Source organism: Enorma massiliensis phI (assembly GCF_000311845.1).
Lineage (GTDB): Bacteria > Actinomycetota > Coriobacteriia > Coriobacteriales > Coriobacteriaceae > Enorma > Enorma massiliensis.
In genome coordinates, this window is record NZ_HE978574.1 from 1,339,346 (window position 1) to 1,357,648 (window position 18,303).

Annotated in this window: 16 protein-coding genes and 1 pseudogene; all 17 read right to left on the reverse strand. The window is 53.6% G+C overall.

Features of this window, described 5'->3' with window-relative positions:
- Positions 1-122: 122 nt before the first annotated feature.
- The gene (locus tag HGEM_RS05675; RefSeq protein WP_476728940.1) at positions 123-839 is read right to left on the reverse strand and encodes a dTDP-glucose 4,6-dehydratase; all 717 of its coding nucleotides are present in this window, start codon (positions 837-839) and stop codon (positions 123-125) included.
- 55 nt (positions 840-894) lie between these two features.
- A pseudogene (locus HGEM_RS10730) lies at positions 895-1,143 on the reverse strand (GDP-mannose 4,6-dehydratase); the annotation flags it as partial.
- A 506-nt stretch (positions 1,144-1,649) separates the two neighbouring features.
- Entirely contained in the window at positions 1,650-2,789 is a 1,140-nt protein-coding gene (locus tag HGEM_RS09735) for a DUF262 domain-containing protein (RefSeq protein WP_019128457.1), read from the reverse strand.
- A 12-nt stretch (positions 2,790-2,801) separates the two neighbouring features.
- Positions 2,802-3,554 (reverse strand): FRG domain-containing protein, encoded by a 753-nt coding sequence (locus HGEM_RS05680; RefSeq protein WP_019128458.1) that lies wholly within the window; start codon positions 3,552-3,554, stop codon positions 2,802-2,804.
- Between the two features lie 28 nt (positions 3,555-3,582).
- On the reverse strand, positions 3,583-4,689 hold the full coding sequence (gene wecB, locus HGEM_RS05685; RefSeq protein ID WP_019128459.1) for a non-hydrolyzing UDP-N-acetylglucosamine 2-epimerase: 1,107 nt from the start codon (positions 4,687-4,689) through the stop codon (positions 3,583-3,585).
- A 42-nt stretch (positions 4,690-4,731) separates the two neighbouring features.
- Positions 4,732-5,985 carry a nucleotide sugar dehydrogenase gene (locus HGEM_RS05690; RefSeq protein WP_019128460.1) on the reverse strand — a complete coding sequence of 418 codons (1,254 nt, stop codon included), beginning with the start codon at positions 5,983-5,985 and terminating at the stop codon, positions 4,732-4,734.
- 57 nt (positions 5,986-6,042) lie between these two features.
- Positions 6,043-6,552 carry a serine acetyltransferase gene (locus HGEM_RS10675; protein ID WP_035100735.1) on the reverse strand — a complete coding sequence of 170 codons (510 nt, stop codon included), beginning with the start codon at positions 6,550-6,552 and terminating at the stop codon, positions 6,043-6,045.
- Entirely contained in the window at positions 6,545-7,585 is a 1,041-nt protein-coding gene (locus HGEM_RS05700; RefSeq protein WP_019128462.1) for an NAD-dependent epimerase/dehydratase family protein, read from the reverse strand. The genes HGEM_RS10675 and HGEM_RS05700 overlap by 8 nt, the downstream gene beginning before the upstream one ends.
- A gap of 41 nt (positions 7,586-7,626) precedes the next feature.
- Positions 7,627-8,967, reverse strand: a complete 1,341-nt coding sequence (locus HGEM_RS09740; protein ID WP_019128463.1) for an ATP-grasp fold amidoligase family protein — start codon at positions 8,965-8,967, stop codon at positions 7,627-7,629.
- Positions 8,968-9,115: 148 nt separating this feature from the next.
- On the reverse strand, positions 9,116-10,627 hold the full coding sequence (locus tag HGEM_RS05710) for a lipopolysaccharide biosynthesis protein (protein ID WP_035101410.1): 1,512 nt from the start codon (positions 10,625-10,627) through the stop codon (positions 9,116-9,118).
- A gap of 9 nt (positions 10,628-10,636) precedes the next feature.
- On the reverse strand, positions 10,637-11,677 hold the full coding sequence (locus HGEM_RS09745) for a glycosyltransferase family 2 protein (RefSeq protein ID WP_019128465.1): 1,041 nt from the start codon (positions 11,675-11,677) through the stop codon (positions 10,637-10,639).
- Between the two features lie 4 nt (positions 11,678-11,681).
- A complete protein-coding gene (locus HGEM_RS05720; protein WP_154646806.1) occupies positions 11,682-12,983 on the reverse strand; it encodes a hypothetical protein in 1,302 nt (433 codons plus the stop codon).
- Between the two features lie 17 nt (positions 12,984-13,000).
- Positions 13,001-14,044, reverse strand: coding sequence for a glycosyltransferase (locus tag HGEM_RS10000; RefSeq protein WP_195891238.1), 1,044 nt, complete (start codon positions 14,042-14,044; stop codon positions 13,001-13,003).
- A gap of 51 nt (positions 14,045-14,095) precedes the next feature.
- On the reverse strand, positions 14,096-14,533 hold the full coding sequence (locus HGEM_RS10005; RefSeq protein ID WP_081580817.1) for a serine O-acetyltransferase: 438 nt from the start codon (positions 14,531-14,533) through the stop codon (positions 14,096-14,098).
- A gap of 9 nt (positions 14,534-14,542) precedes the next feature.
- Positions 14,543-15,760, reverse strand: a complete 1,218-nt coding sequence (locus tag HGEM_RS05725) for a nucleotide sugar dehydrogenase (RefSeq protein ID WP_019128467.1) — start codon at positions 15,758-15,760, stop codon at positions 14,543-14,545.
- A 21-nt stretch (positions 15,761-15,781) separates the two neighbouring features.
- Complete coding sequence (locus HGEM_RS05730) at positions 15,782-16,780, reverse strand: glycosyltransferase (RefSeq protein WP_019128468.1); 999 nt, start codon at positions 16,778-16,780, stop codon at positions 15,782-15,784.
- Positions 16,777-18,240: a heparinase II/III family protein gene (locus HGEM_RS05735; RefSeq protein WP_195891239.1), complete on the reverse strand. Its 1,464-nt coding sequence runs from the start codon at positions 18,238-18,240 to the stop codon at positions 16,777-16,779. The genes HGEM_RS05730 and HGEM_RS05735 overlap by 4 nt, the downstream gene beginning before the upstream one ends.
- Between the last annotated feature and the right edge of the window lie 63 nt (positions 18,241-18,303).

The window sequence follows — 18,303 nt, forward strand, 5'->3', positions numbered from 1 at the left end:
TCCTCGTTCGCCGTGGGGTGTACTCGGATTACGGCTGCGACCTAGTTCCTGCGTAACAGATTACGGGCGTGAAGCTTATCGGTGAAAGCTAAAGCATTTCCACGTTTTACTCGCCGGGGTTCCTACTGGCCCTGGGCGGCGTACTTCGCCTCGGTCGCCGCCTTTGCGGGGCGCCACCAGGCCTCGTTCTCGCGGTACCACCGGATGGTCTCGGCGAGGCCCTCGGCGAAGTCGGTGTGGGCCGGCTCCCAGCCGAGCTCGCGGCGGAGCTTGGTGGAATCGATCGCGTAGCGGCGGTCGTGGCCGGGGCGGTCGCGCACCCAGTCGAAGTCGTCCTCGTCGCGGCCGAACGCCTTGAGGATCTCGCGAAGGACGGTGATGTTGTTCTTCTCGCCGTCGGCGCCGATCAGGTAGGTCTCGCCGATGCGGCCGCGGGTCAGGACGGCCCAGACGGCCGAGCTGTGGTCCTCGGTGTGGATCCAGTCACGGACGTTCAGGCCGTCGCCGTAGAGTTTCGGGCGCACCCCGTCGATCAGATTCGTGATCTGGCGCGGGATGAACTTCTCCACGTGCTGGTACGGGCCGTAGTTGTTCGAGCAGTTGGAGATCGTGGCCCTCACGCCGAAGGTCCGGTGCCAGGCGCGGACCAGGAGATCGGAGGACGCCTTCGTGGAGCTGTAGGGGCTGCTCGGGCGGTACGGGGTCTCCTCGGTGAAGCGCGCCGGGTCGTCGAGGGCGAGGTCGCCGTAGACCTCGTCGGTCGAGACGTGGTGGTAGCGGACGCCGTATTTTCGTGCGGCCTCGAGGAGCGCGTAGGTGCCCTCGACGTTGGTGCGCAGGAACGGGCTCGGGGTCGGCGATGGAGTTGTCGTTGTGGCTCTCCGCCGCGTAGTGCACGATGGCGTCGTGCCCGGGGACGAGCTCGTCCAGGAGAGCGCTGTCGCAGATGTCCCCCACCACGAGCTCGACGCGGTCCTCGGGCAGGCCCGCGATGTTCTCCGGGTTGCCCGCGTAGGTGAGCTTGTCGAGCACGGTCACGTGCACGCCGGGGTGGTTGTCGACGACGTGGTGCACGAAGTTGCTGCCGATGAAGCCGCAGCCGCCGGTGACGATGATGTTAGTGGGCTCGAAGGTCTCGGACATGTATAGCTCCTGTGGTCACGGATGATACAAACAGTTGTTCGAAAATCGATTATACTTATTTCAACGACGGGCGGTGCCCTCCCAGTCAGCAGGATAGATTGGAGGGATCCCGTGATCGTAAAGCTTACCGAGCTGTTGCGCGCCCTCGCGGTCGTAACGGCGCTGGCCATCATCCTGATTCTGTTGTTCAGGTAAACCAGCCGGTCGACGCTTCGCGATAAGGGAACAGCCGCCTCTGCACAAGCGGCTGTTCCGCGTGGGCGTCACCCACCAAAAGCCTTAGCAGGAGGGCTTAAAACCTCTGCTCGCTGTAAGTATAGCCGTTGGCACTCCTGCTTGCCAGCGGGTATATACCTTTTGCAGTAAAGGCAGCCGTACCTAGATTTCCAACTCTATCGCGACGGCTTCCGAACTCAGCTGTACGCGTCACGCCTGGCGTGCCGCGCCTACAAAACGACCCTGCCTCATTTTGCATATCCCAAAAAACAAGACGCACAACCGTCCCGTCAGAGCAGCTCATCCTCCAAATCATCCATTGCCTGGCAAAAGACCTCTTTATTACCCGCTGCTCTTATGAACGCATTTATGCAGCGAGCTCTATATGTAATGGCGGACCCGTCGTTGATCGATTGGACCCGCCCGTTATAGTCTACAAGCATCCAGTTAAATCTCTCGGTTACTCCGCTCCACTCTGAAGGATCGGTTTGCGCGACCTCGCGACGCGCAGCCTCAAATCCTTCTAACAAATCTCGAACATCCGGCTTCCCCCAAGAATCGAGGTCCTCGCACGCCGCGTAGAAATATATGACAGCGTTGCCGATGCTGTATAACAGCCTGTCTTCATCTTGAAAGACCTCATCCATGACCTCGAGAGTATCCTTAACACGACCAAGAAGATGGGATATACGTTTGTCATCCAAGACTCCATCGACTGCACGCTTGTACATCGCATCAAGTCGCCCCTTCTTAGTGTCGAGAATCTTATTATCATCCTCTAACATTTCAACGACTAGGACGTATTTTGCGATGATTTCATCGTTCTTATATCGCGCCCTCCGCCGCAGGCATCTCTTCGCAAAGCAATTACTCTTAGCAAGGTCGCGAACACCCGCCGACAAAGCGCTGCTCATTGCAGCTCGTCTCTCCTGCGCATTTAATGCAACGCCCTCATTCAAGCGAATAAAGAACTCATCAATTCGTCGTTCCGCGAGGCCGTCGAACACAATAATATCGAATCGGTAATGGCACAAATCAGCGTAGATTCCAGGGTGCTCACTCTTAATCTCGCTACAGCTTAGTCCGGCAAGATTAATATCCTCATCATCAAAATACTTGAAATCATCTGCGAGCGCATATTCTCCTGCAAAGAACTCGTATAGAGCCTGAAGTCGCTGCTTTCCATCCACCACGTCATACCGATACGCGAGCCGACTCCCGTCGTTGTCGGCAAGACGGGTTATTCTATTAAAGTAGAATTTCGGGACATCGAAGCCGTTGATTAGCGAATCAATAAACAGGCGCTTTTTATCCCTAGGCCAAATATCCCCTTCGCGCTGATATGGAGGATCGAGATTGAGCGTGCCAAAAATCGCTATGAGATATTCAACTGATGAAGTAGAATCATCGACCCTATAAAACTTTTTCATAACATATCCTTCTTATAGCGACGTCTTAGAGCTGTCGTAGTTAACCTTGATATGTTTTGCGAGATGATCGAGATCCGGATACGACGAAGCCTCATCGATGCATAGAAACTTCAGCTCTCGTAGTATTTCATCCTTTGATTCAGAAGGGACTCGGTATTTGAGGCAACAACCAGCCAGCGTATCATCTGACTGGAAACAATCCCTTGCTGGATACAGCGTAAATACTCCTTTCTGCGCACCGATTCTTGGAAAGTGGTTGTAGGCGACCACGGCCGCGGGAATCATGCCGCGCCTGCCTCCCGCTCCAGGCGCATACGCCTCCAAAGTGTGATCGCCGTCATCAAGAAGTACCGGAAAACGGAAAGCGTTGCCGAATGCAAACCTGTTCAACTGTTTTGGATGCAATACGAATAGCGCCCCGTCTTCGTCAGGGTGGTCGACCACTGCGAAATAGAGCGCCTGAAGCGGGCTTTGACTCCAATCCAGCAAACGCGTCGGTAAGCCATAGTGCTGCGCGAGAACCATCCATGCCCACTCTCCCACAGGGCTATACTCTGACCAGAGCAAGGCATCATGTTTAAACTCATCCAACATCTCGCGCTCATGATCAGCATGGCCTTCGTTTCTGAACAGAGAGGGGTTCAGACTGAATGCATAGTCCGCTTGCCCGCGGAACCATACCGGCTCTCCGAGGCCGAGCGCTTGGTGAAGACCGACAAGATCGCTAACCGATTCGATTTCAATGGGGTCTTTGGATGTACTCACCGTTTCGCCTATTCATCGCTATGCAGAACTATAGAGAGTGAGCGAGTATTTCGGATATTCGCTCACTGGCATGCCCGTCGCCGTAGGGATTGGAGGCGCGCGACATCTCGGCGTAGGCTGCCGGGTCGTCCAGCAGGCGCGAGAACTCGCGGTAGATGGTCTCCTCCTCCGTCCCGACGAGGCGGAGCGTGCCGGCCTCGACGCCCTCGGGGCGCTCGGTGGTGTCGCGCATGACGAGCACGGGCTTGCCGAGCGAGGGCGCCTCCTCCTGGATGCCGCCGGAGTCGGTGAGGATGAGGTGGCTCCTGGCCATGAAGTTGTGGAAGTCCACGACCTCGAGCGGGTCGATGATCCTCAAGCGGTCGAAGCCGTCCAGCTCCTCGTGGGCGGCCTTCCTCACCTGCGGGTTCATATGGATGGGGTAGATGGCCTTCGTGTCCGGCCTCTCCTCCATGACGCGGCGGATGGCGCGGAACATGCGGTGCATGGGCTCGCCCAGGTTCTCCCTGCGGTGCGCCGTGACGAGGATGAGCCTGCTCCCCTTGGCCCAGTCGAGTGCGGGATGCGAGTAGCCCTCCCTCACCGTGTGGCGCAGGGCGTCGATGCCGGTGTTGCCCGTGACGAAGATGCGCTCGGCGGGCTTCGACTCATCGAGGAGGTTCCGCCTCGAGGTGTCCGTAGGCGCGAAGTACCACCGACTGATGACGTCCACCGCCTGGCGGTTGAACTCCTCCGGCCAAGGGCTGTAGAGGTCCCTCGTGCGGAGGCCGGCCTCCACGTGCCCCACGGGGATCTGGAGGTAGAACGCCGCGAGCGCCGCCGCGAAGGACGTGGTGGTGTCGCCGTGTACGAGCACGCAGTCCGGGCGCTCCCCCTCCAGCACCGATTTGATCTTGAGCAGCACATCCGAGGTGATGTCGAACAGCGTCTGGCCGGGTTTCATGACCGCGAGGTCATGGTCGGGAACGACGCCGAACACGGAGAGCACCTGGTCGAGCATCTCGCGGTGCTGCCCGGTGACGCAGACGACCGTCTCGAACTCCTCGGGCCTCGACTTGAGCTCGAGCGCCAGCTGGCACATCTTGATGGCCTCCGGGCGGGTGCCGAAGACAAGCATTATTTTCTTGCCTGCCATTTTCCTTTTCCTTTTCTTTTTCAATCTAGAATGCGAGCTCGATTAGTCCCTCCGGAACAGATCGCGCGTGTAGACCTTCCCGGCAACGTCGGCGAGGTCCTCGCTCCAGCGGTTGGCGATGATGACGTCGCAGCGCTCCTTGAAGGCGTCGAGGTCGCCCGTGACCTCGGAGCCGAAGAAGTCGCCGCCGCGGTACGCCGGCTCGTACACCAGCACGGGCACGCCCTTGGCCTTCACGCGCTTCATGATGCCCTGGATGGAGGAGGCGCGGAAGTTGTCGGACCCGGACTTCATGGTGAGGCGGAACACGCCGACCAGCGGCTTGGCCACGCCGGAGTAGACGAGCTCGTTCACGCGCTTCAGAACCTCGTCGGCAACGAAGTCCTTGCGGGTGCGGTTGGACTCGACGATCGCCTCGATGAGGTTCTGCGGAACGTCCTTGTAGTTGGCCAGGAGCTGCTTGGTGTCCTTGGGCAGGCAGTAGCCGCCGTAGCCGAACGACGGGTTGTTGTAGTGCGAGCCGATGCGCGGCTCCAGGCAGACGCCGCGGATCACGTCGGCCGTGTCGAGGCCGCGCACCTCGCAGTAGGTGTCGAGCTCGTTGAAGTACGCAACGCGCAGGGCGAGGTAGGTGTTGGCGAAGAGCTTGACCGCCTCGGCCTCCGTGGGTCCGAGCACGAGCTCGGGGATGCCGGTCGTTCCGTCCGTGTTGGCGCGGCCGCGCTCCGCCTCGTCCGCGCCCTGCGCCAGCAGGCGGGCGAACGCCTCCGCCGCCGCGACCGCCCCGCCGTCGTCCTTGGGCGCGCCGACCACGATGCGGCTCGGGTGCAGGTTGTCGTAGAGCGCGTGCCCCTCGCGCAGGAACTCGGGGCTGAAGATGATGCGGGCGTCCCCGCGCTCCCGGCGGACGCGCTCGGTGTAGCCCACCGGCACCGTGGACTTGACGACGATCCAGGCATCCGGGTTCACGGAGCGCACCGCGCCCATCGCCGCCTCGACGGCGGAGGTGTCGAAGTAGTTCAGGTTGGGATCGTAGTTGGTGGGCGTGGCGACGATTACATACTCCGCGCCAGCGTAGGCCTCGCGCGCATCGAGCGTCGCAACGAAACGAAGCCCCATCACATCCCGTTCGCGCAGGAAGCGCTCAATCTCCTCGTCGCGGATGGGGCTCTCTCCCCCATTGAGCAAATCGACCTTCTCGGGCACCACATCTACGATGGTTACCTCGTTATGCTGCGCGAGCAGCAGGGCGACGGACAGGCCCACATAGCCCGCCCCGGCGACGGCGATCTTCATAGTTACTCTCCAATTCTCAATGTACGCAAGGCGTGAAAGCGACCTTAGTTCTGCGTATTAAGCAGTCTGATTGATATATCCCCTCGTTGCGTCGGACGACGGAATGACTTTACAAGGGTTCCCGAGCACGATCGACCCGCTCGGAATATCTTGGTTAACGTACGCCCCAGGCGCTATCAGGACGTCATCGCCAATCGTCACCGCCCCGACAACGGACGCGTTAACGCCCATCCAGACTCGGTCACCGATAATTGGAGCACCTTTACGCGCTCCTCTGTTCTCCTGACCGACAGTGACTCCCTTATGCATATTACAGTTGCGGCCGATACGCGCATGAGGATTAACAGTTATATTGAAAGCATGACCAAGATAACACCCCCCTCCAATTGTTGCGGAGGGGGGAATTTCCAGCCCATATTTGAGCTGCATACGTCTTCTCAGAAACCGCCAAACAGGATTCCTGCTTGCTTGGCACTTTCTAAAAACCCAAAGATAACGGAGTGCATGGTTATGCAGCACTGATGCTCCACCGTATCTCTCCCTATCCTCGCGAAACATCTCAAGCATTTTTGTTTCCAATCAGGTAATACCCCTTGTACCACTTCGCGAAGGCACGCAGGCCGTCCTCCAGCCTGGTGTTGGGACAATACCCAAAATCGCGCTGAAGCTCGGTAGTATCGGCATAGGTAGCCACCACGTCCCCCGGCTGCATGGGAACGAGCTCACGATGCGCCTCAAAGTCGTAGTCAACGGGAAGCACGCCCTCTTCCACCAGCACGCGCTGCAGCGTGCTCACGAATTCGAGCAGCTGCACCGGCTCCGAGTTGCCGATGTTGTAAATCTTGTACTTAGCCCCAGTGCCGCAGTCCATCGGCGGACGGTTAATCACGCGCACGACGCCTTCAACGATGTCATCAACATAGGTAAAGTCGCGCTGGCAGTCGCCCATGTTGAAGATCTTGATCGTGCCGTCAGCACGCAAGATGTTGGCAAACTTGAAATACGCCATATCGGGCCTGCCCATGGGACCATACACCGTAAAGAACCGCAAGCCGGTGCTCGGAATGTCATAGAGCTTCGAATACGCATGCGCCATGAGCTCGTTGGATTTCTTAGTAGCCGCATACAGTGAAACGGGATGGTCTACCTGATCTGCCTCAGAGAACGGAACTTTCTCGTTACCACCGTAGACAGAGCTGGAGCTTGCATACACAAGATGCTTCACCGGATGGTGACGACATGCTTCAAGCACGTTGTAGAACCCGATAAGGTTGGAATCGACATACGCCTTAGGGTTATCGATGGAGTAGCGAACACCCGCCTGGGCGGCGAGATTCACGACGACATCGAACTCCCCCTCCGCAAACAGTCGCTCGATAAGAGCGGCGTCGGCGAGGTCACCGCGAACGAGGCTGAAGGAGCCAGGCTCCTCCGCGGCGGCAGCCTCTACCATGCGGATACGATCCTCCTTGATGCTCGGATCGTAATACGCATTGACGTTATCGAGACCGGTAACGTCCCAGCCTTCGCGGACGAGCCGCGCGGATAGGAACGCGCCAATGAAACCTGCGGCGCCGGTAACGATAATCTTCTTGTCCATCTCTCTCCTATTTCATTTTCGTGTGGACGTGTAAACGGGGCTTAAGACCCATAAGCTTCCGACAAATCAATCAACGAACCGAGCGTTTGATCCCACTCGCTGGGATCAAACGGCATACAGCCGCCGCATGGCGAAAAGGTCATCTCCGAAAACCGCGCCGTTCCGGCTGACTCGAAAAAATCAACCCTTACAAAAGGAATCCCATGCGAAAGCTCCCGTGCCAGCGAAAGCATCTCCTCATAACAGACTGGCTGCTGTGGCAGAAACTCGAATGGGGCGTAATCGCCACGGTGAAAAGGAGCGAACGTCCAATCGAGATTCAGAAAACTAATCTGAGCCGTGGCATGGTTTTCCAATCCTTGGGAGACATAAAGAAGCTTCGGCTCTCCATCAAAGCAATAGAACTTATAGTCGATAATCTCGTCGCGCCGAACAACGCTCGAGCCAACTCCGCCCGCATGCACCCAGAGCACGAAATCTTGACCCGCAAGAGCCCAATTCCCATACGGCAGCTTGACCCATGAACCAAGCTCTGAACCCCATTGCTCTGGATCGAACCTATCGAATCCCGCCTTTGGATGAATATCCACCTCACCGAAAAGCAATTTGTTACTCGACTCGTAATATTCAGAGTACTCGAGCGGAAACACCTCTGCGAGCCTATTGACGAGCTTCTTTATCTCTATATATCTACTGTTAACTGTAAGCGCGGGCATTAGTGAGTGATCACCTTCAGCAAGATCAATCAGATGCCATTCTTCATCGAAAAAGGCGTCGATCAATCCTGCTTGGAAGAAGCGTCCTGGCGCTAGCTGCGTTACAATTCGACCATCACTGAAAGTAAACAGCGTTCTGTTGCACGGTTCGTCGACCAGCGTGGGCTCAATATACTCCTCGGCAAAAATGCACGGTTCAACATTTTTATAAGGCCATTCTCTACACCTCCAATAATAGTTTCTATTTAAATGATCGGAGAGCTTCTTGCGTGCAAATTCGAGATCGAACGCCGACCTATCTTTACAAACCAAAACGCCTCCGCTGTCATGATTTGTCTTAAGTACAAACTGATTGGGAAGCTTGGATATATCGATATCATGCACGTCATCCCAACGGGCATAGGTCCTTGTAACGTGCTCCGCACCAATCCGTTCTGCAACCCACTGCTTCACAGAGTATTTGTCGACAAGTGTCGTATAAAGAGGGTTACGATCGTATAGCTTAAGCCACTGGAGTTTCTCATTAAACGTTTGAGGGTCCTTCAAGTTTGGCCAGTATCCAACTCGCCCTTTGAATAAGAGCTTAATGGCTAGCTCATCTGGAAGAAAATGAAGAAGGCCGGCTGATCCCAAGATCTTGCTGACTATCGAGCGTTTCGAACTCATGCATCTCCCAATCGACTAAATTCTTCTGAGAGTTCGGTGAACTCATCCGTAAACTTGAACCGTAATACAGGCACACAATGCTTTCCGAAATCAACGGTAGGAACCCGAGCTATTCTTCAAGCAACTCAACACCAAAAGTCGCTTACTGTCAGTCACCTCTTCCAACCAAGGATAAAAACTTTTTTCCGATCAACCGAAGATCTACTCGATAGAAAAGACCCGCTCCGATTAGAGCAATCGAGGAAGAAATAACAAGCACAATCGCTGCAAGACAAACCCACTCCTCATATCCATCGCATGAGAACCTAGAGCTTATCTCGAGCCCTATACAAGAGCATGTAAGAATGCCTCCGAAGGTAAAAGCCATATGCCGAAAGAAGTGATTGAGCGGCATTTTGACAATGTTTCGTAAAGCATATAGCCCGAAGTTGATTGTTCTGAACAAGGTTGCCACCAACAGCGCCACGGCAACACCCTCCAGCCCAAAAGGACCAGCAAGCAAAAAACTCAAGACCACGCAAAGAATCGCCTCAACAAAGGCCCCACCCCTCGTCTGCCTGTAATGGCCCGCAGCCAACACCACCGAGTTGTAAGGCAACCGGAAGCAATAGAGCGCTGTCGCAAGCAGTAGAAGGAAAGCAAAGAGTGGGCGTATGTAGTTCGCATCGCTCACCTCGCTCGTATAGACCGATACGAACGGAATAACTGTAGATATAGCGGTAGAGAATGCTACAATGGCGGTCAAAGAGCTAATCAATTCATAGGCGCGAAAGTTAGCCAATAGCGTCTGCTGCTCATCCATCGCAATCATGTTTCCAAACGCAGCCTCAATGCCCGATGTGAACGACTGAACGATTTTCTGCAAGCCGTTTGCTATGAGGTTGTATACACTGAACACGGCGACCTCGCTTAACGAGGACAAAAGGCTCAGCGCAACGGTGGCAACATTCGATCTAAGGTAAAATGCTAAATGATGCCCAAGCCCATCCCAACGATTTGCAAGAGCGTCGTTATTTGGCACCGCATCCTCGATAAGTCCATAGCACCGCTTAACATAAGCGCCAAGAATCAATGGCCTAATGATGAAGAAGATTGCGCTGGCAGCTTCAACAACGACAACATTGCATCCACAATTGACAAGGATCACGATAGCAATCGCATTGATAATTGAGGTGACAATTTGCAAAACACTTGCAACATAACCTCTTTGGTCAGCCTGAAGAAGTAGCGAGTAAGTTAGACCGAAAAAATATTGAGCACATGTACCTGCAGCAATCGCTAAAGTCAAACCGAAGGAAACGGCCCATCCTCCGCTATAATCTGTGATGAACGGAAAGAAAACTGCAACGCACAGCACATACAGAATAAAAACCAGACCGATTTTTCGGAAAAATCTCTCTGTTGCCCTAACAATTGAGCTGATATCCTTGATGTCCTTATTTGCGAGTGGCTTGTAAAGCGCTGCGCGCGTTACCCCGCCAACGCCCGATTCTAACAAAGTAATGAAGCTCAGGTATTGAGTTATGGTTCCAATCGCACCATATGTTTCCGATCCAAAAGCCCCGATTAGAGCTGCAGGAATTACAAATCCAGTCAGAACCGAAGTGAGCTGCTGCGCAAACGAGGCTAGGATGCTTAAAATCGCTTTTCTAGTTCTCATGATAATCAATTAGTCTCTAGAAGATCCGGGAAGCAAGCGATCGAACGCAACAACGCAGAACATAATCAACGAAAATAATCCACCATGAAGCAGACTCAAGATAATCTTTTCGTTCAATGATGATATATCCGCTCCCGCCTCAGCCCATGCGCTAATGAACAGTTCATCAGACCTGATTTCGCTGAGCTCTTCCCTGGCTTTTGCAGAAAACCCGTTTACACGAACGATATTCTTTGCGGCAGTGTAAACATTGTGAAGCCATCTTAAATCGAGAAGTTGCACATAGGAATCTCCCCAGCATTCCGCATGATCCCGTAGATTGATATTAACAATCCGCACTGATTCCAACCAATCGGGGCGCAAGTGGGATGTTATACTTTCAGGATTTGCTCGATAATAGTAGAGGGTTTTATCGAGCAGCAAGACAGGCATGTCCTGATCCAAAATATACGTGAGCTGGTATGCATCTTCCCCGTTCTTATGCCCTCTCATTTTTTCGAAATCGATATCTACTTTGACAGAGGAGGCCGGGAACACCTTGCAGCACATGCTATTGTACAAATTACTTGAGCACAGCCTTTGTCTAAGCCAAGATATATCGACGATACCCTCCTCGCTAAAGTCCGGCATAAACGCCTTTTCAAATTTGTCCGAACGAGATGCCTTGAAACAAATCACGGCTCGAGGATTGGCGGTCGCCGCCTCATGCAGGCATTCCAAGGCATCACTTCTAAGCATATCGTCAGCATCGACATAGAGGATGTATCTGCCCCGCGCTTGGCTAACCGCATTGATCCGAGCAAGTAGCTGGCCGCTGTTTTTCTGGCGGCAAATCTTGAGCCGCTCTCCATGTTTACTCTTGTTACCCATTAGAATGTCATACGTACGGTCAGTCGATCCGTCATCAACCGCAACAATTTCCCACGAGGAACAGGTTTGAGCATAAATGGAACCTAAGCAAGCCTCAAGGTATCTTTCCGCGTTGTAGCACGGTATGATGATGGAGAAGAACGGCTTAAGATTGCATGACTCAGTTTTATCAACATTCATGGCTTCAGCCTTCACTTGCGTTATTTATTTCGACGGGCTTCACTTGGGATGCAGCGCCGTCTTCCCTACATCCGCAATTGGTTAATTTATGTATGCCACCAAATATGACAATAAAATAGGGAAGGATGTAAATGTTCGAACGCTGGTAGATTGAGAGCGCAAGGCATCCGATTAAAATGTATGCCACCTTGTTACCACGAGCAATACTAAGTGCACTAACTATAATCGGAAGACAAAGCAACGCCATCCCTACAAGGCCGCCATCAACATACGAAACCTTGATTCCCGCGTTGCCAACTCCTCCTAAGGTCTGAGCTGCTCCATCCCCATAACCAAACAAGATATTAATTCCCGTTATGCTAAGCATAATGGAATCTAGCGCGCTTGTTGTCCTGTTATCTAAACCTCCCTCTCCAATTAACCCAACACGAGCCAGTAGAGAGCCGATTAGCTCTGAGCCAGTTTCTGTATTCGAGAAACAAAACAGAATTAAGCAAAGCACTACTAGAACAAAACCAGCCCTTTTCCCGTTTTTTGCAACGCTGATCAGCAAGCCTATCGAAAACAGAAGCACAAAGGCCATCGACAGCGTCATGATTCCTGCAATTGCCATTATTAGATTGCCCGGTTTTCTAACGTCGAAATCTTCGGCAATCAAGATCAGGGCGAGAATCGTCCCGAAATAACCAGGCTCGTTAAAAATACCGCAAAGTCGAACCGTGCCGCTATATGCCGTTAACAGCAGATAGCCAAAACCGTAGTCAACAAAACGACTGCCTTGCTCAGACAGGTAATAATAATCGACGACATTGTAACTAACTGGCAAGCTCATGACGTAACTTAGATACGCAACGATGCCAAGAGCTGAAACCACCACAAGAACTCTGCGATACCACGTAAAGCATCGCGCCTGCACGCCAGCGCTGAGCATAGAAAACAGCGTGAGTTCAAATGGAATCAGGATGCCACCTATCTTAATGCCTGAATAGGAGTTAATCGTGGAATAGAGCCAAAAAGCAATTGGCGCGAACGTAAGCAGCCAAACTTTTGAATCTCGGTCAAAGAAGATGATCAAAGCTACCACGATAAGAACGGCATAAGATGTGTACAGTAGCGGTGCGGCAAGAGGCGCCGCGGACAAACTGGCACCGCCATCACTAATCGCCCAGCCTTGGACAAACGCTAGCAAAACGAAGGCGCCTGCCAACAAAGCATCTTTCTTACGAGAACGCGAAAGAGAAGTTTCTAAAATGCCCTTCCTAACGCTTTTTTCTCTTCTTATCGCGTACAAGGTTGTTCCGCGCATTACATCCCCGTTTTCATTCATTGAATCAGAGACAGCCACTGCTGTGCGATCTTATCTTCATCACAAACAGATGCGATTTCCCTGCCTCGTTCAGACAGAGTTCTTGCCAATTCTGGATTATCGGCAATTTGTGCCATGGCCCGGGCGAGAGCCGACACGCTGCCTCGAGGAACTAGCAGGCCGCGCCTACCACCATCAGTTAAAAGTCGCGCACCTCCCCCAAGACAATCCGTCGCTATGCACGGAATACCCATCGACATAGACTCCATAAGTGAGTTCTGAAGGCCCTCGTATTCAGATGAACTTACAAACATTCCGGCATCGCGGACCATCTCGTGAACATTTTGAGAGAAAGGGATAACATCGGCACTTGAATCAATGCCTAGCGACGAGATAAGCTTCTCTAGTTTATCCCCCTGACTACCCCTGCCGATAATTTGTAAAGACCAATCGGGGTGTGTCTCGTGAAACGAAACAAATGCTTCAACAAGCAGGTCTAATCGTTTTTGAGGCTCAAGGCGCGCAAAGGTAACAACACGTCTCTTGCGCGCAGCGGTATAACATGTCAGCCCGGAAAGGACGGGATTCAAGATAACAGTACCTTTTGCCTGCACCAAGCTGCTATAGCAGCGCATTGCCTCTTCCGTTTGGAAAACGACCTTATCCGCCCTTCGATAAGCGATTTCAAGAGAACGCTTAAGTCGAGGCGAATACGCATCAGGATAGTTTCTCTCGGAGAGAATGATTTCTTCTATAGGCTTCGCAAATAAATATCTAAGCCGACGGCATACTGCACCTAGAGCGAAAATATAGTTCGGACGTATTTCTAGAACCAACTTATTGAGACTAACTATCTGTTTGACAATTCTCAGGAAGCGATTCTTCGAATAGGCGCATCTCCAACGGATGATTCGGTCGTCTACAGAATAATCATCCGGCAATGGATCAATGCAGCAAAGGTGAACTTCAACCCCGTTGCGAGCGAAATAATTTGCGAGCAGTGAAGTTACTCTTTCCGCACCACCTGAGCCGAGGTATCTAACGACCATCAGCACTCTCATGTGTTCCATATTTACCAAAGTCCACAATCTTATTATGCAAAAGCAAAAGTACTAGTCAGAAATACTAGAATGGATGCACCGAGCAGGAACGCCAGCCCATACGGAGTTATCAGGCGCATTTGAAAGCATCACTGCATTTGCACCAATGACAACATTATTGCCAATCGTAATGGGCCCTAAGATTTTTGATCCAGCGCACAGTTCGCAGTTATCGCCAATTTTGGGTACTTCGTAATGACCGCTTCTTCCTCCAACGGTCACACCCTGAGCAATTATACAGTTCTTACCAATCGAAGCTCGTTTATGAATGACTACTCCGATGCCCTTATATCCGAAAACGCTCCCCTCCCCGATCTCGCAAGATGCTGGAATGAATGAGTTATGTGCTTGATAGATACGCAACTCATAAAGGCGAGCAAGAAGCTTGAACCCATGTCTATATAGCCAGTTTGCGCGACGATACTTGTTGATGGCGTTAAATGATTTCATTAGCAACCCCTACAGTTTGTACACGTTCGCGCCGTCGCCCATGACGTTGCGAGGGTCGATCAGGATGCGGTCGCCGAAGAGCTCCGGCCTGCCCTTGATCTCGGAGTGGCCGACCATGACGATGACCATCTCCAGCCCGTCCAGGAACTCGCTCATTGAGTGCACCTGGTTGGGGACGACGTCCGCCTCCACCCAGGGGTCGTACACCCTCATGGGCGCGCCGCAGAGGTGCTCGGCCTGCGCCCCCAGGAGCTGGAGCGTCGGGGACTCGCGCACATCGTCTACGTCCTCCTTGTAGGCGAGGCCGTAGACGCCGACGCGGGACGGGTCGGCGATCCCGCGCTCCGCCATGGCCTCGTGGGCGCGGCGCAGCACGTACTCGGGCATGGAGAAGTTGGTCTGGAGCGCCAGCCTGATGAAGTTCGCGGTCTCGGGGTAGTCGCCCACGAGGAACCAGGGGTCCACCGGGATGCAGTGGCCGCCAACGCCGGGCCCCGGCTGCAGGATGTTGACCCTGGGGTGCTTGTTGGCGATGCGGATGACCTCGTAGACGTCCATGCCGCCGACGCGGCAGACCTTGGCGAGCTCGTTGGCGAAGGCGATGTTCACGGCGCGGAAGGTGTTCTCCACGACCTTGGTCATCTCGGCGGTGCGGATGTCGGTGATGGCGATCTCGCCCCGGCAGAAGGATGCGTAGAGGTCGGCGACGCGCTCCCCCACCTCGGGGTCGTCCGCGCCTATCGTGCGGTTGTTGTGCACGAGCTCGTGGACCATGTTCCCCGGGATGATGCGCTCCGGGGCGTGCACGAGGGAGACGTCCTGCCGCCCCGCTTCGGTCAGCAGAGGCCGTACGAAGCGGTCGATCGTGTTCGGGGAGACGGTGGACTCGATGACGAGCACGGCGCCCTGGGGGGCGACCCCCAGGACAGTCCTGCACGCGGACACGACGTAGCTGGGGTCGATCTTCTTGTCCACCTTGTCGTAGGGGGTGGGGACGGACACGATGTAGGTGCCGCACACCTGGTACTCGGTGGTGAAGCGGATGCCCGCCGCGGCGGCCTCGGCGAACAGCTCGTCGAGCCCCTCCTCCTTGAAGGTGGTGTGCCCGGCGTTGAGGGTGGCGACCAGGCTGGCGTTGTAGTCCGTGCCCACGACCTCCACGCCGTGCGAGGCCATCATGAGGGCGGTGGGCAGGCCGATGTAGCCGAGTCCGATGACGTTAATCATTTTCTGTCCTTCCGTTCTAGCTTAGTGGTTTAGGCATTCAGCAATTTCTTCGCCGTATCGCTCGATATAAAACCGCTCGGCAGATTCATGGGCTTTGATCTTCATTCGATCGAGAAGCTCAGGATTATTTGCAAGTTTCAGCAAAGCACCGGACAGCCTTTCGGCGTTGACTTCGCTCAATAGAACACCGTCGACTCCGTCCTCTATCAGGCTCCTCGTATTCTCGGTCGCGGAGGCAATGGTTGGGATTGCCGCGATTTTTGATTCGGGAATAACTCCCGGAATGCCTTCATTGAAATATCGGGTAGGGAGAAGGTGAACGTCATATTTGTTTAGCTCGCTGTATGCATCCGAAATAACCGAATCGAACACTCCGTGGTAAAAGACATTAGCACACTTCGCAACAGCTTGGTCAAACTCAAATCGAAATTCGCCTTCAATTTGACCGTAAAAATGGAACTCGATTTCAGGCAGGCGTGTGGCAGCCGCCAGCACTACATCCGCCCCTTTGTCTATAGATATTTTTGAGAAAAAGACTGCCTTTATTTTGTTCGCCACCGTATTGCTTACCGTGCAGGAAACATCTGGCCTTCTTCTACAGTTCGGATACAAAGAGACGGCATTGGCACCCGCTGATTCGAGTTGCCGCTTCATCTCCTCTGTTTCAACGTAAATGCGTCTAAAGGCATTTATCACCGAAATTGACTTCTGATCGATCTCGATACGACCACCCATCACAACGAGAATCGATCTACGGGCTTTCTTTCGATTCAAATAATACAGGATTCTTGAAACCCGTCTTCTCCAAGAGGAGCTTAACCCGATGATTACCGACCCCTTCCTTCCAAGCATGGCCCCCAAAAGTCGAACCAGGGCAGTCGGATGCAAATGCTTAGCATCCATCACATCGAGTCGCTCAATATCAAGATACTTTTGAAGCTCCTCATAAAGAAGAGCATTTTTAACCGTCACTCCTCCAAATGGAGGAGGGAAGCTGCCTATGTACACAGATTCGATCAACTCGGATCCCTCACTTTAAGAATGGCTTCGAGATGTCCTCTTCCAACCCACGCATCCGAGAGGCGCGGTTCAATCACACCAAACACAGGGGAATAAAATGCTTCCCTCTGGACTCTCTCTCCCACCAAAACGGTAAGATGGACATGTGATGTGCTTCTAGCCATCAACGTAGCACGCAAGAACGCATGAGGATGTCCCGGCGAGTCGTCGATGATCCTCACGCTGGCATCAGAAATGGTCAGAGTCCGGACGATTTGCATACCGCTTGCCAGTGTCAAACATGCACAAATAGAATGATTAGAACACTCAACGAGCTCAACGCATCTATACCCTCTGCCTACCCTATGCTCTCCCCAACACTCCAGCTGCTCCTCGCCGTCCACCATGCAGGTGTTGTGCGCGGCCGTCGAACGGAAGTAAGAGCGCAAATCGCTCTGATAGGCGTAGGTGCCGGAGTTTACGAAAATGGGTTTGCCTCTATACGAGAGCTCGAAAGAAAGACAGTCACAGTGGGCGTGACCGAGCATGTACGAGGGGCCGGCCTCCCCTGCATCAAACATCACCGCTACATCACCGTTGTATAGCTTGTAGTAGCCAGCATTGGGAAACTCTGTCTTAGAATCATCGACATCCATGTCAAGCAGACGCGCACACGAGGCAGCCAACGGGCCACATCCCTTCGCCACACCGTCAGCAGCATCGTTGAAAAACGGAGTCTTGCCCATACCTCGCTCAAGCGAAGCCATGGCGTCAAGCATACTCTTTGCCTTTGGCATAAAATTACTCGGAAGCTCAAAGCCCAGCTGATCTGAAGCAACGTAAACACGCAGCATTCCCTCGAGCACAAGTTTGTGGTACATGAGGCTGCGCTCGAAATGAACGCCGTCTGGCAAAATCTGCTCATCGAGCTGACCCGCTAAGAGACGCATCACCTTAACATGGACACCGTGTTCCCCGAACGCGGCGGACATGATTGCAAGCGTTTTCAAGTTCTCCCACCAGTGGTTTGCTCTGAGATGCGTCTCCTGGTTGGCAAGTAGATGGCGATACTGACGGTACATGCTCTCACGCATGATGGCGAAGATCTCAGCATCGTTCTGAATCTCTCCGCTAAACAGGTCGATGGCAACTAACCAGTTGACAAGCCTAAGCGAAATCGTATATGGATGCCACGCGTCTCCCTCGGGGTACGAGCAGGAACCAATCCACGAGGACGCCAAACGCTTAAAGCAGTCAAGGTAGCGCTCATCGCCGGTTTCGCGCCAGAATGCAGCGAGCGCGACGCCCCACTCGAAGTAATGAAGGTTGAAATTCCAAAGGTGAGACGCTTCGGGGACGCTCCAAGTTTCGAGATTTACCTTGCACCGATCGTTAATGAGCAGGAACTTACCGTCAAGTAGTGCATCAGCATCGAAACGCGCGAGGTAGCTCGAGTCAAGGTCAAGCTCGCGAATGGCCATGCGCGGCATGCAGAGGTTATGGTCACCTGCAAACGTACGCTCCGGCAACCTTCGCTGGCCGCG